The sequence below is a fragment of the Brachybacterium sp. AOP43-C2-M15 genome, from assembly GCF_052446295.1.
Taxonomy (GTDB): Bacteria; Actinomycetota; Actinomycetes; order Actinomycetales; family Dermabacteraceae; genus Brachybacterium.
Map to the genome: position 1 here is coordinate 377,267 of NZ_JBQSWB010000002.1, position 13,195 is coordinate 390,461.

Sequence of the window (13,195 nt, forward strand, 5' to 3'; positions counted from 1 at the left end):
GCAGCGTGGGCTCAGGAGTACTGCAGCCGCAGCTCCTCCGCGCGACCCCTCAGACGCTCCCTGTCGGGACCCGCCGAGAGCAGCCCACGTGACAGCGAAACCAGCACCTGACCTGCACTGTCACCGAACACCTCGGTGAGCTGCGCGGGGCCGGCGCCCTGCGCCCCGAATCCCGGGGCCAGGAGCGGCACCGAGGGGGCCGCCCGGTCCAGTCCGAGCCGGCGGTAGGCGTCCCCCACGGTCGCCCCGACCACGAGGCCGACGCTCCCCCACTCCCCCGATGCACTCGTCCCGATCTTCTCGGCGTGTCGCGCGATCTCGAGCGCCACCGGCGTGTCGGTGCCGGTCAGGGCGTGCTGGACCAGATCGCCCCCGGGGTTCGAGGTGAGGGCGAGCAGGAACAGACCCTTGCCGTGCTCGAGGGCGAGATCGGCGGCGGGCTCGAGGGAGCCCGTCCCGAGGTACGGGCTGACGGTGATCGCATCGGCCTCGAGCGGAGCGCCGGGTCGCAGGTGCGCCTCGGCGTAGGCGCCCATGGTGGAGCCGATGTCCCCGCGCTTGACGTCGAGGATGCTGAGCACACCGCGCTCGCGCGCGGAGCCCAGCAGGTCCTCGAGCACGGCGACCCCGGCCGCGCCGTGCCGCTCGTAGAAGGCCGACTGGGGCTTGATCGCGGCGACCTCGCCGGCGACCGCGTCGAGGACCGCGCGGGAGAACTCGGCGAGACCGGCCGGGGAATCCTCCAGACCCCAGTCCTTCAGCAGCGAGGCGTGCGGATCGATGCCGGCCAGGATCGGGCCGTGCTCGGCGACGGCTCGCTGCAGCCGCGCGCCGAAGCGCCCCGAGGCGACGCTCATGCCCTCGACCCCGCGGCGCGGCCCTCGACGAGGCGGCGGCCCTCGACGAGACGGCGCGTGTGCTCCTGCAGGCTGCCCACCTCGAAGGGCTCGACCGGGCGGGCCTCTATCGCCTGCACTGCGGCCTGGAACTCCTGCAAGGTCGTGATCATCGGCACGTCCATGCTGGTCGCGGCCGCACGGATCGCATATCCGTCCGCGCGGGCGTTGGATCCGGAGGGGGTGTTCAGCACCAGCTCGATGTCCCCGGTCTCGATCAGCTCGATGACGCTCGCACCCTCGCCATGGGCCTCGGAGGCCTTGCGCAGCACCGTGCAGGGGATCCCGCTGCGGCGCAGCACCCGACCGGTGCCCGCGGTGGTGAGGATCTCGAAGCCGAGCGCGGCGAGCCGGGCGACGGGGAGGACCACGGCCCGCTTGTCGCGGTCGGCGACCGAGACGAAGACCGTGCCCGAGGTGGGCAGGCCCTGGCCCGAGATCGCCAGCTGCGACTTCGCGAAGGCGAGGGGGAAGGTCGCGTCCAGCCCCATCACCTCGCCCGTCGAGCGCATCTCGGGACCGAGCACCGAGTCCACGGCGCGACCCTCGCGAGTGCGGAATCGCTTGAACGGCAGCACCGCCTCCTTGACCGCGATCGGGGCATCGTCGGGGAGGTCCCCGCCGTCCCCCTGGGAGGGCAGCACGCCGCGCTCGCGCAGCTCGGCGATCGTCTCCCCCGCCATCAGGCGGGCGGCGGCGCGGGCCAACGGAACGCCGGTGGCCTTGGCGACGAAGGGCACCGTGCGCGAGGCGCGAGGGTTCGCCTCGAGCACGTACAGGATCCCCTGGGAGAGCGCGTACTGGACGTTGAGCAGGCCCCGCACGCCCACGCCCTCGGCGATGCCGAGGGTCGAGGCACGGATCCGGTCCATGACCGCGTCCGAGAGGGTGACCGGCGGCAGCGTGCAGGCGGAGTCGCCCGAGTGGATGCCGGCCTCCTCGATGTGCTCCATGACGCCGCCGAGGTAGAGGTCGGTGCCGTCGTACAGGGCGTCGACGTCGATCTCGATCGCGGTGTCCAGGAACCGGTCGATGAGGATCGGGGCGTCGGCCCTGCCGCCGTCGGGCAGGTTGCGGCTCACGTAGTCGACCAGGCCCTCCTGGTCGTAGACGATCTCCATGCCGCGCCCGCCGAGCACGTAGCTCGGGCGCACCAGCACCGGATAGCCCACCGCGGCGGCGACCTCGGTCGCATCGGCCAGGCCCCAGGCGGTGCCGTAGGGCGGCGCGGGCAGGTCCGCACCGGCGAGCACCGCACCGAAGTGGCCGCGGTCCTCGGCGAGGTCGATCGCGGAGGGGCTGGTGCCGATGATCGGCAGCCCCTCCGCCTCGAGCCGGCGGGCGAGCGAGAGCGGGGTCTGGCCGCCGAGCTGCACGATGACCCCGGCGACGGGGCCCGCGGCCCTCTCCGCCTCGTACACCTCGACGACGTCCTCGAAGGTGAGGGGCTCGAAGTAGAGGCGATCGGCGATGTCGTAGTCCGTCGAGACCGTCTCGGGGTTGCAGTTGATCATCACGGTCTCGTAGCCGCCACCGGGCAGGTCGGGGCTGCCCAGGGCGATCGCGGCGTGGACGCAGGAGTAGTCGAACTCGATGCCCTGACCGATGCGGTTCGGTCCCGAGCCGAGGATCAGCACGGCCGGACGCTCGCGGGGCTCGACCTCGGTCTCCTGGTCGTAGGTCGAGTAGTGGTACGGGGTGCGGGAGGCGAACTCGGCGGCGCAGGTGTCCACGGTCTTGAAGACCGGATTGATGCCGAGGGCCTCGCGCACGCCCTTGACCACATCACCGCTGTGACCGCTGAGGGCACCGATCTGATCGTCGGAGAGCCCGTGGCGCTTGGCCAGGGCCAGCAGCTCGGCGTCGAGCACCTCGACGGTGCGGATCTCGGCCGCGATCTCGGCGACGATCAGCATCTGGTCGAGGAACCAGCGGTCGATCCCCGTGGCCTCCACCAGTCGGTCCAGGGTCTCGGACGGATCGAGGAGGCCCTCGGCCGCGGTCCACAGCACGCGCGCGATGTCCACCAGGCGCCCGGCGGTGGGGGTCCGCGCGGCGTCCAGCAGCTCGGCGACCTCGGCGACCGAGGGCGGCGCGCCCCGGTAGTCCAGCGCCGCGCCCTGGGCGTCGATCGAGCGCTGCGCCTTGCCGAGCGCCTCGGTGAAGTTGCGCCCCAGCGCCATCGCCTCGCCCACGCTCTTCATGGTGGTGGTCAGCGTCGCGTCCGCGGCGGGGAACTTCTCGAAGGCGAAGCGCGGGACCTTGACCACGACGTAGTCCAGCGCGGGCTCGAAGCTCGCCGGCGTGGTGCCGGTGATGTCGTTGCGGATCTCGTCGAGGGTGTAGCCGATGGCGACCCGCGCGGCGATCTTCGCGATCGGGAAGCCCGTCGCCTTCGACGCCAGCGCCGAGGAGCGCGAGACGCGCGGGTTCATCTCGATGACGACCACGCGGCCGGTCTCCGGATGGGTCGCGAACTGCACGTTGCAGCCGCCCGTGTCCACTCCGACCTCGCGGATGATCGCGATCCCGAGGTCCCGCAGCTCCTGCAGCTCGACATCGGTGAGGGTGAGCGCGGGGGCGACGGTCACCGAGTCGCCGGTGTGCACGCCCACGGGGTCCACGTTCTCGATCGAGCAGATCACCACGCAGTTGTCCGCGCCGTCGCGCATCAGCTCGAGCTCGAACTCCTTCCAGCCCAGGATCGACTCCTCCAGGAGCACCTCGTTCGTCGGCGAGTAGTGCAGCCCGTCCCCGCCGATCCGGCGCAGGTCCGACTCGTCATAGGCCATGCCGGAGCCGAGCCCGCCCATGGTGAAGCTGGGGCGCACCACCATCGGGTAGCCGAGGTCGTCGGCGGCCTCGAGCAGCTCGTCCATGGTGTGGCAGATCCGGGAGCGGGCGGACTCGCCGCCCACGCGCTCGACGACCTCCTTGAACTTCTGACGGTCCTCGGCCTTCTGGATCGCGTCGAGGCTCGCGCCGATCATCTCGACGCCGAACTCCTCGAGGGTGCCGTTCTCGGCGAGGGCGATGGCGGCGTTGAGCGCGGTCTGCCCGCCGAGGGTGGGCAGCAGGGCGTCGGGCCGCTCCTTCTCGATGATCGAGCGGATGATCTGGGGATCGATCGGCTCGATGTAGGTGGCGTCGGCGATCTCCGGGTCGGTCATGATCGTGGCCGGGTTGGAGTTGACGAGGATGACGCGCAGGCCCTCCTCGCGCAGCACCCGGCACGCCTGGGTGCCGGAGTAGTCGAACTCCGCGGCCTGTCCGATGACGATCGGGCCGGAGCCGATCACCAGGACGGAGGAGATATCGGGGCGACGGGGCATCAGGACTCCTTGGAGGCGGAGGCGGCGCGGTGCGCGATCGCGAGCTCTGCCAGACGGTCGAAGAGGGGCGAGGCGTCGTGCGGGCCTCCGGCCGCCTCGGGGTGGTACTGGACGGAGAAGGCGGGCCGGTCGAGGCAGCGCAGCCCTTCGACCACGTCGTCGTTGAGGCCGACGTGGGAGACGACCACGCGGCCGTAGCGGCCGCCGTCGTGCGGGGCGACGTGCTCGCCCTCGAGGGGGACGTCCACGGCGAAGCCGTGGTTGTGGGCGGTGATCGCGACCTGGCCGGTCTCCCGGTCCTGGACCGGCTGGTTGATGCCGCGGTGACCGAACTTCAGCTTGTAGGTGTCGAAGCCGAGGGCGCGGCCCAGCAGCTGGTTGCCGAAGCAGATCCCGAAGAAGGGCACTCCGGCGTCGAGCACGCCGCGCAGCAGCTCGACCTGCTCGGTCGCCGCGGCCGGGTCGCCCGGCCCGTTGGAGAAGAACACGGCGTCCGGCGCGAGGGCCAGCAGGTCCTCGAGCGGCGTGGACGCCGGCAGCAGGTGGACCCGCAGCCCGCGGGCGAGCATGCTGCGCGGGGAGGCTCCCTTGATGCCGAGGTCGACGGCGGCGACGGTGGCGCGCACCTCGCCCTCGGGCTCGAGCAGCACCGGCTGGGCGATGGTGACCTCGTCCACGAAGCTCGCCCCGGTCATGGCGGGCTGCTCACGCACCTGCGCCAGCAGCTCGCCCTCGGGGAGGGCCAGGGCGTCCCCGGAGAAGACCCCGCCGCGCAGCGAGCCGTTCTCCCGCAGCAGCCGGGTGAGCATACGGGTGTCGATGTCGCTGATGCCCACGACGTCGCTGCTGATCAGGAGGTCGTCGAGGCTCTGCTCGGCGCGGTGGTTGGAGGCGATGCGGCTGGCGTCGCGCACGGCGTAGCCGCGCACCCACACCATGCGGGACTCCATGTCCCGGGCGTTGGCGCCGGTGTTGCCGATGTGCGGAGCGGTCTGCACCACGATCTGACCGGCGTAGGAGGGGTCCGAGAGGGTCTCCTGGTAGCCGGTCATCCCGGTGGTGAAGACGACCTCGCCCAGGCGAGCCCCGCGGGCCCCGTAGGCGGAGCCGCGCAGCACGGTGCCGTCCTCGAGGACCAGCAGCGCCTTCTCGCGACGCGCGCGGGACGCCACGGACCCGGTGGTGGCGGCTCCCGTGGTGGCGGCCCCGGAGGGGGCGCGCCCGATGGGGGCGGTGGAAGCGGTGGGGGTCATGCGTGCTCCTTCCGGGAGAGCAGGAGATCGTGGTCGGCGCGCCGATGCAGGCGCAGGCCGGTGTCCAGGAGCCGGTCGCCCAGGCGCCAGCGGATGATGAGCAGGCCGTCACCGCCGATGAACTTGCCGGCCATGCCCGGGCCCGAGGTCAGCTCGGTGACCGCCGTGGCGGGGATGGTGAGGTCGGGGGCGCCCGCGCGCTCGAGGCGCCAGGTGCCGCCGTCCCCGAGGGTGACCCGGGCCGCGGCGCGCCGGCCGAGGCCGTGGGCGACCACCCGTTCGAGCGGCTGCTCGGCGAGCACGGTGTCGACGTAGACCGCTTCGACCGGGCCGTGGGCGATGCCCTCGCCGAGCTGCTCGAGGGACGAGGCGTCCGGGACGGGGAGGTCCTGCTGGGTACGACCGCGGCGGCGCCAGCCGAGGGCCATGGCGGCCAGGATCGCCGCGAAGAGCAGCAGCAGGAGCAGGACGGGGACGAGCCGGTCGCTCACCGCTCCACCACCCGGCCACGGCGGACGGTCGGCCGCCCGTCCAGCACGGTCAGCACGTTGGCACCGGGCAGCCGCAGCCCCGCGAAGGGCGAGTTGCGGCTGAGGGAGGCGTGCTCGCCCGGGTCGGCCAGCCGCACCGGGCGCGGGTCCCAGACCAGCAGATTCGCGGGGGCACCGGCCTCGAGCGGGCGGCCCTGGTCCTCGTCACGGCCGATCTCGGCGGGCTTCTCGGACATCACCCGGGCCACGTCCCGCCAGCTCAGCCGGCCCTCGTCGACCATGGTCAGCTGGACCAGCGACAGAGCGGTCTCGAGACCGGTCATGCCCATCGCGGCCTGGTCCCATTCACGGTCCTTGGCATCACGCGGGTGCGGGGCGTGGTCGGTGGCGACGATGTCGATGGTGCCGTCGGACAGTCCCTCGCGCACGGCCTCGACGTCCTCGGCGGTGCGCAGCGGCGGGTTCACCTTGAACACGGCGTCGAACTGGCGCACGTTCTCGTCGGTCAGCAGCAGGTGGTGGGGGGTGACCTCGGCGGTCACCGCGATCCCGCGCTGCTTGGCCCAGCGGATGATGTCCACGCTGCCCGCGGTGGACAGATGGCACACGTGCAGGCGGGAGCCGACGTGCTGGGCCAGCAGCACGTCGCGCGCGATGATCGACTCCTCGGCCACGGCGGGCCATCCGGTCAGGCCCAGCTCGGCGGAGACGACGCCCTCGTGCATCTGGGCGCCCTCGGTCAGGCGCGGGTCCTGGGCGTGCTGGGCGATCACGCCGTCGAAGGACTTCACGTACTCCAGAGCACGACGCATGAGCACCGGGTCGTGGACGCACTTGCCGTCGTCGCTGAACACGCGGACGCGGGCGCGGGAGTTGGCCATCGCGTCGAGCTCGGCCAGGCGCTCGCCGCCCAGCCCCACGGTGACCGCGCCGACCGGTCGCACCGAGCACCAGCCGGAGCTCTCGCCGCGGCGGGCGACCTGCTCGACCACGCCGGCGGTGTCGGCCACCGGGGTGGTGTTGGCCATCGCGTGGACGGCGGTGAAACCGCCCCGGGCTGCGGCCCGGGTCCCGGTCTCGACGGTCTCTGCCTCCTCACCGCCCGGCTCGCGCAGGTGGGTGTGGAGATCGACCAGGCCGGGCAGCACGATGCAGCCCTCGGCCTCGAGGGTCTCCGCGCCCTCGGGGGCGGGCAGATCGACGCCGATCGCCGCGATGCGGCCGTCGACCAGCAGCACGTCCTGGACCTCCTCGCCGTAGGGACGACCGCCCCGGACCAGGAGCGGGGCCGAGGCACCCGCGTGCGCCGCGTCGGAGGTGGGGGGTGCGGTGGGCTCAGTTCTCACGGGTGGCCTCCCGGGCATCGGTGGCGAGCAGGTGGTAGAGGACGGCCATCCGGACGAACACGCCGGAGGCGACCTGTTCGACGATGACGCTGCGCGGGGAGTCCGCGACCGCTCCGGCGATCTCGAAGCCGCGGTTCATCGGCCCCGGGTGCATGACGATCGCGTGCTCGGGCAGGGAGTCCGCCCGGGCCGTGGTCAGCCCGTAGCGGCGGGAGTACTCCCCCGCCGTCGGGAAGAACCCTCCGCCCACCATCCGCTCGCTCTGCACGCGCAGCATCATCACGGCGTCCGGTCCCTCGGCGAGGGCGTTGTCGAGGTCGTAGCTGATCTCGCAGGGCCACGCCCCGGCTCCCACGGGCACCAGCGCGGGCGGGGCGACGAGGGTGACGCGCGCCCCCAGCAGGGTCAGCAGCAGCACGTTCGAGCGAGCCACCCGCGAGTGGAGCACGTCGCCCACGATCACCACGTGCAGCCCGGCGAGATCCGCTGCCGGGTCCCCCGGGCGCAGGTGACGACGCAGGGTGAAGGCGTCGAGCATCGCCTGGGTGGGATGCTCGTGCGCCCCGTCGCCGGCGTTGACGATCGGCTGGTCGATCCAGCCGGCATGGGCGAGCAGGTGCGCGGCGCCGGAGGAGCCCGAGCGGACCACGACCGCGTCGGCGCCCATGGCCTGCAAGGTCAGCGCCGTGTCCTTGAGGGATTCGCCCTTGGACAGGCTCGACCCCTTGGCGGAGAAGTTGATGACGTCGGCGGAGAGTCGCTTGGCGGCCGCTTCGAAGCTGATCCGGGTGCGGGTGGAGTCCTCGAAGAAGAGGTTGACCACGGTCGTGCCCACCAGAGTGGGCAGCTTGCGGATCGAGCGGGACTGCGTCCCGGCCATGTGCTCGGCCGTGGCGAGGACGGCCAGGGCCTGTTCACGGCTGAGGTCGGCGATGGAGATGAAGTGCCTCATGCGCGCACCCCCTCGGCCGCGCCGGCACCGGGCCGGACGATGTCGACCGCGTCCTCGCCGTCGGTCTCGGCGAGCTGCACGTGGACCCGCTCGGTGCGGGCGGTGGGGAGGTTCTTGCCCACGTGATCCGCACGGATCGGCAGCTCCCGGTGGCCCCGGTCCACGAGCACGGCCAGGCGCACCGCGGCCGGGCGCCCGACGGCACCGAGGGCGTCGAGGGCGGCGCGGACGGTGCGTCCGGAGTACAGGACGTCGTCGACCAGGACGACGGTGCGTCCGTCGATGCCCGAGCGCGGGATCCGCGTGGGGCTGGGCGCGCGGGTGGGGTTGCTGCGCAGGTCGTCGCGGTACATCGTGATGTCCAGCGCGCCGTACAGCTCGCTGAGGTCGGTGTCCTCGTCGAGACCCTCGGCGCGGGCGATCTGCTCCGCGAGGCGGCGGGCCAGCGGCACGCCGCGGTGCGGGATGCCCAGCAGGACGAGGTCCTCGGCGCCGTGGCCGCTCTCGAGGATCTCGTGCGCGATGCGGGTCAGCGCACGACGGATCTCCTCGGGACCCAGCACGCGGGAGCGCTCGTCCTCGGGGCCCGACGATGCTGCGGCGCCCGAAGATGCTGCGGCGCCCGAAGATGATGCGAGGCCCGACGATGCTGCGGGGCCCGGCGATGGTGCGGGGCCCGACGTGCCTGGCCGGTCGGTGGATCCGGTGGGGTCCGGGTCCTGGTGGTGGTCGTTCATGGGTGGTTCTCCCTTCCACGCCTCACGGGACGTGTCGTTAAAGGGCGGCTGCTCGAGCGAGCGCGGCCGAGTCTAGGGGGCGGCGGCGGGACCGCGCCCCCGTGACCGCCCCTCGGACGACTCGGCCGGGGAGGGGGCGGGTGCAGCGGGCCGGGGCCCGCCGCGAGGGGTGGTCAGGACACGAGGTCGGTCAGGACACAGGTGGTCAGGAGAGCAGTCCGCGCACGTCCACCAGCCGCTGCAGCAGCCCGTTGACGAATCGCGGGGAGTCCTCCGTGGAGAGCACCTCGGCGATCTTGGTGTACTCCCCGATGACCGCTCCGCGGCCGGTCTCGTCCGCTCCGTGGAGCACCTCGGCACTGCCCAGGCGCAGGATCGCCCGGTCCGTGGCCGGCATGCGGTGCAGCGGCCAGTCGCGGGAGTGGGTGGCGAGGTCCTCGTCGATGTCGGTCGCGTGCGGGGCGTAGAGCTCGACCAGTTCGCGGGCGCGCAGCGGCAGGGGCGTCTGCGCGGCCGTGCGCCGCAGCCGGTCGCCGAGCACGTCGAGCACGTCGGTCTGCTTGGCGTCGGCCTCGAAGAGCACGTCGATCGCGCGGATCCGGTCGCGGGTGCGGCCATGGAGCCGATCGGTGCGCGCCGGGACGGTGCGCTCGAACTCCACCTCGGCACCCTCGCGCCGGGGCAGGGGAAGGCCGGGGGCCCGGGGGCCGGTGGGCGCCCCGGTGCCCTCGGAGGCAGAACCTGAGGTCACTTGACGCGCTCGAGGTAGTCGCCGCTGCGGGTGTCGACCTTGACCTTGTCGCCCTCGTTGAGGAACAGCGGCACCTGGATCTCACGGCCGGTCTCCAGGCGTGCGGGCTTGGTGCCGCCGCTGGAGCGGTCGCCCTGCAGGCCGGGCTCGGTGAACTCGATCGTCAGCACCACGGAGGCGGGCAGCTCGACGAACAGCGGGTTGCCCTCGTGGAAGGCGATGACCACGTCCTGGCCCTCGAGCATGAAGTCCTTGACGCCGCCGACGGTCTCCTCGGTGACATTGGTCTGCTCCCAGGTGGAGGTGTCCATGAACACGTACATGTCGCCGTCGAGGTAGGAGTACTGCATGTCGCGGCGGTCCACCGTGGCGGTCTCGACCTTGACGCCCGCGTTGAAGGTCTTGTCCACGCCCTTGCCGGACATGACGTTCTTGAGCTTGGTGCGCACGAAGGCCGGGCCCTTGCCGGGCTTGACGTGCTGGAACTCGACCACGCTCCAGAGCTGTCGGTCCAGCACCAGGACCATCCCGTTCTTCAGATCATTCGTCGTCGCCATGGATCTCCTCGGTTGTCGTCGTGGCGGACCAAGGATAGCGCGCAGGCGCGCCGCCGCCCGGGGCGGGAGGGAACCTCAGCGGGCGGACGTGAGGTCGATCATGCTCAGTAGTCGCACGGCCAGAGGGTGGGCCGCGCTCTCCTCGCGCCAGCCGCTCGTCTTCACGGCGCGCGAGACCGTCTGCTGCGTGACGCCCAAGCGCTCGGCGAGCTGCACCTGGGTGGCGGCGGGATCCTCGCGCAGGGCCCGGACGGCCTGCCATTGGCCCCGATTGCGGGAGCGGATCATCCAGGCGATGAGCCGCAGCACCGCCTCGGCGTCCGCGGCGGTGGCGTGGTGGCGCTGATCGGCGGCACGGACGGTGACGGGGACGGAGGAGGTGGTGCGGGAGGCCCGTACCGCCTGCGCGGCGGCCTCCACCGCGTCGCCGGACAGCTCCCGGACGGAGCCGGGCAGCGGACGGCCGACGGGTCCGATGCCGAGACCGACCGCCCAGTCCCCCACCTCGCGGGCACGCAGCACCGCCTGCAGGGCGTCCTCGGCGTGCGCGACCACGGCGAGCACCTCGGGGCCCGCGGTGCGCTCGGCGGGCAGAGTCTGCGGCACCGCCTCGAGCGCGTCGAGCAGGGCGGGCACCGGGTCCGCCGGATCCGGGCCGCGGCGCAGCGTCGCTCCCGAGAAGTACAGGACGAACATCGCGACTCCACCACCTCGCCCCGGCCGTCGCTGCGCGCGTCGAGGCCTCGACCACGCGGGGTCAGTCGACGCCCGCTGTTCTGCACAGTACAACGTTTCCACGCTGATCCTGCCCACGGGTCCGCGCCGACAGGTCCGCGCCCGTCCTTCCGCACCCCACCGTTCCGTGCCCCACCGTTCCGCGCCCCGCCCTTCCGCACCCCACCGTTCCGTGCCCCACCCTTCCGCGCCCCGCCCTTCCGCGCGCCGTGCTTCCGTGCCCCGCCCTACCGCACCCCACCGCCCGCCGGACACGCCCATCAGATTGCCGTCGTTCCCCCGATCTCGTTCACCCACGACCGAAATCGGGAGATCGGATGAAGCCGGCCCGGGGTGTCGCGCAGACAGGGGGTGTCGCGCAGACCCGGGACGTCGCCCGGACCGCAAGCGTCGCGCAGACCCGGAGCGTCACGCGGACCGCAAGCGTCACGCGGGCCCGGGGCGTCGCGCGGACCGCAAGCGCCGCGGGGGCCCGGGCGTCGCGCAGAGCGGTCCGGCCGGGGTGACGCGGCGACGGGCCGGGCCGGACGCGGCAGCGCTCACGCCAGCTCGATGAGCTCCTGGTACTCGGCGTTCCAGAGGTCCTCGACCGCGTCGGGCATCATCAGCACGCGCTCGGGGTTCAGGGCGGCCACGGCTCCGGGGTCGTGCGAGACCAGCACCACCGCACCCTCGAAGGCCGCGAGCGCACCGAGGATCTCCTCGCGGCTGGCGGGGTCGAGGTTGTTCGTGGGCTCGTCCAGCAGCAGCACGTTGGCGCTCGAGACCACGAGCGCCGCGAGGGCGAGACGGGTCTTCTCCCCGCCGGAGAGCACGCGCGCGGGCTTGTGGACGTCGTCGCCCGTGAACAGGAAGGACCCCAGGATCTTGCGGGCCTCGACCTCCGGCAGCTCGTAGGCCGCGGTCATCATGTTCTCGAGCACCGTGCGGTCCAGATCGAGAGTCTCGTGCTCCTGGGCGTAGTACCCGATCCGCAGCCCGTGGCCGGGCAGCAGACGGCCGGTGTCCGGGGCATCGGCCCCGCCCAGGATGCGCAGCAGGGTGGTCTTGCCGGCACCGTTGAGCCCGATGATCACCACGCGGGAGCCGCGATCGATCGCGAGGTCCACCCCGGTGAAGATCTCGAGGCTGCCGTAGGACTTCGAGAGGTCCTCCGCCATCAGCGGGGTCTTGCCGCAGGGTGCGGGCTTCGGGAAGCGCAGGGAGGCGACGCGGTCCCTCTGCCGCTCGCCCTCGACGCCGTCGAGCATCCGCTCGGCGCGCTTGAGCATGTTCTGGGCGGCGACGGCCTTGGTGGCCTTGGCCCGCATCTTCTCGGCCTGCGCGGTGAGCTGGGTGGCCTTCTTCTCGGCGTTGCTGCGCTCGCGCTTGCGGCGCTTCTCGTCGTCCTCACGCTGGCGCAGGTACTGCTTCCAGCTCATGTTGTAGATGTCGACCGCGGAGCGGTTCGCGTCGAGGTAGAAGACCTTGTTGACGACCTGCTCCACGAGCTCGACGTCGTGGCTGATGACGATCAGGCCCCCGCGGTACCCCAGCAGGTACTCGCGCAGCCAGACGATCGAGTCGTGGTCGAGGTGGTTGGTGGGCTCGTCCAGGATCATGGTGGAGGCCTGGGAGAACAGGATGCGGGCGAGCTCGACGCGGCGGCGCTGACCGCCCGACAGGGTGCCGAGCTCCTGCTCCAGGAGGCGGTTGGGCAGGCCGAGGTTGGCGGCCATCCGCTTCGCCTCGGCCTCGGCGGCGTAGCCGCCGGCGGCGTCGAGCTCGGCCTCGAGCCGCGGGTAGCGGTTCATCGCCTTCTCGCGCCGGGCCTCGGAGAGGTCCATGTCCCCCATCTCCTCCTCGGCGCGACGCAGCTTCTTCAGGATGCCGTCGAGTCCGCGGGCGGAGAGGATGCGGGCCAGCACCGGTTCGGTGTCCTCGCCGCTGTGAGTGTCCTGCGGCAGGTAGCCGAGCTCGCCGGAGACCTCGACGCTCCCCTCGGAGGGGTCCAGGGTTCCGGAGAGGACCTTGGTGAGCGTCGTCTTGCCGGCGCCGTTGCGCCCCACGAGGCCCACGCGGTCGCCGTCGGTGATCTGGAAGGAGACGTCGCTCATGAGCAGCCGGGCGCCGACGCGGATGGCGAGGTCGTGCACGGTGATCACG

At 72.5% G+C, this 13,195-nt stretch carries 11 protein-coding genes; all 11 read right to left on the bottom strand.

Annotated elements, in window-relative coordinates; genetic code table 11:
- Positions 1-11: 11 nt before the first annotated feature.
- Positions 12-857, bottom strand: a complete 846-nt coding sequence (gene pyrF / locus ACT3SP_RS03735; RefSeq protein WP_444585888.1) for an orotidine-5'-phosphate decarboxylase — start codon at positions 855-857, stop codon at positions 12-14.
- A complete protein-coding gene (gene carB / locus ACT3SP_RS03740) occupies positions 854-4,228 on the bottom strand; it encodes a carbamoyl-phosphate synthase large subunit (protein WP_444585889.1) in 3,375 nt (1,124 codons plus the stop codon). Before carB ends, pyrF begins: the two co-directional genes overlap by 4 nt.
- The gene (carA, locus tag ACT3SP_RS03745; protein WP_444585890.1) at positions 4,228-5,481 is read right to left on the bottom strand and encodes a glutamine-hydrolyzing carbamoyl-phosphate synthase small subunit; all 1,254 of its coding nucleotides are present in this window, start codon (positions 5,479-5,481) and stop codon (positions 4,228-4,230) included. The genes carB and carA overlap by 1 nt, the downstream gene beginning before the upstream one ends.
- Positions 5,478-5,972: a PH-like domain-containing protein gene (locus ACT3SP_RS03750; RefSeq protein ID WP_444585891.1), complete on the bottom strand. Its 495-nt coding sequence runs from the start codon at positions 5,970-5,972 to the stop codon at positions 5,478-5,480. Before ACT3SP_RS03750 ends, carA begins: the two co-directional genes overlap by 4 nt.
- Positions 5,969-7,318, bottom strand: coding sequence for a dihydroorotase (locus tag ACT3SP_RS03755; protein WP_444585892.1), 1,350 nt, complete (start codon positions 7,316-7,318; stop codon positions 5,969-5,971). The genes ACT3SP_RS03750 and ACT3SP_RS03755 overlap by 4 nt, the downstream gene beginning before the upstream one ends.
- Positions 7,308-8,270, bottom strand: coding sequence for an aspartate carbamoyltransferase catalytic subunit (locus ACT3SP_RS03760; RefSeq protein ID WP_444585893.1), 963 nt, complete (start codon positions 8,268-8,270; stop codon positions 7,308-7,310). Before ACT3SP_RS03760 ends, ACT3SP_RS03755 begins: the two co-directional genes overlap by 11 nt.
- On the bottom strand, positions 8,267-9,007 hold the full coding sequence (pyrR, locus tag ACT3SP_RS03765; protein WP_444585894.1) for a bifunctional pyr operon transcriptional regulator/uracil phosphoribosyltransferase PyrR: 741 nt from the start codon (positions 9,005-9,007) through the stop codon (positions 8,267-8,269). Before pyrR ends, ACT3SP_RS03760 begins: the two co-directional genes overlap by 4 nt.
- Before the next feature lie 205 nt (positions 9,008-9,212).
- Complete coding sequence (locus ACT3SP_RS03770) at positions 9,213-9,758, bottom strand: transcription antitermination protein NusB (protein WP_444585895.1); 546 nt, start codon at positions 9,756-9,758, stop codon at positions 9,213-9,215.
- Positions 9,755-10,315: an elongation factor P gene (gene efp, locus ACT3SP_RS03775; protein WP_444585896.1), complete on the bottom strand. Its 561-nt coding sequence runs from the start codon at positions 10,313-10,315 to the stop codon at positions 9,755-9,757. The genes ACT3SP_RS03770 and efp overlap by 4 nt, the downstream gene beginning before the upstream one ends.
- Before the next feature lie 75 nt (positions 10,316-10,390).
- Positions 10,391-11,011: a MarR family transcriptional regulator gene (locus ACT3SP_RS03780; RefSeq protein WP_444585897.1), complete on the bottom strand. Its 621-nt coding sequence runs from the start codon at positions 11,009-11,011 to the stop codon at positions 10,391-10,393.
- A 578-nt stretch (positions 11,012-11,589) separates the two neighbouring features.
- On the bottom strand, positions 11,590-13,194 hold the full coding sequence (locus ACT3SP_RS03785; protein WP_444585898.1) for an ABC-F family ATP-binding cassette domain-containing protein: 1,605 nt from the start codon (positions 13,192-13,194) through the stop codon (positions 11,590-11,592).
- Position 13,195: the final 1 nt, after the last annotated feature.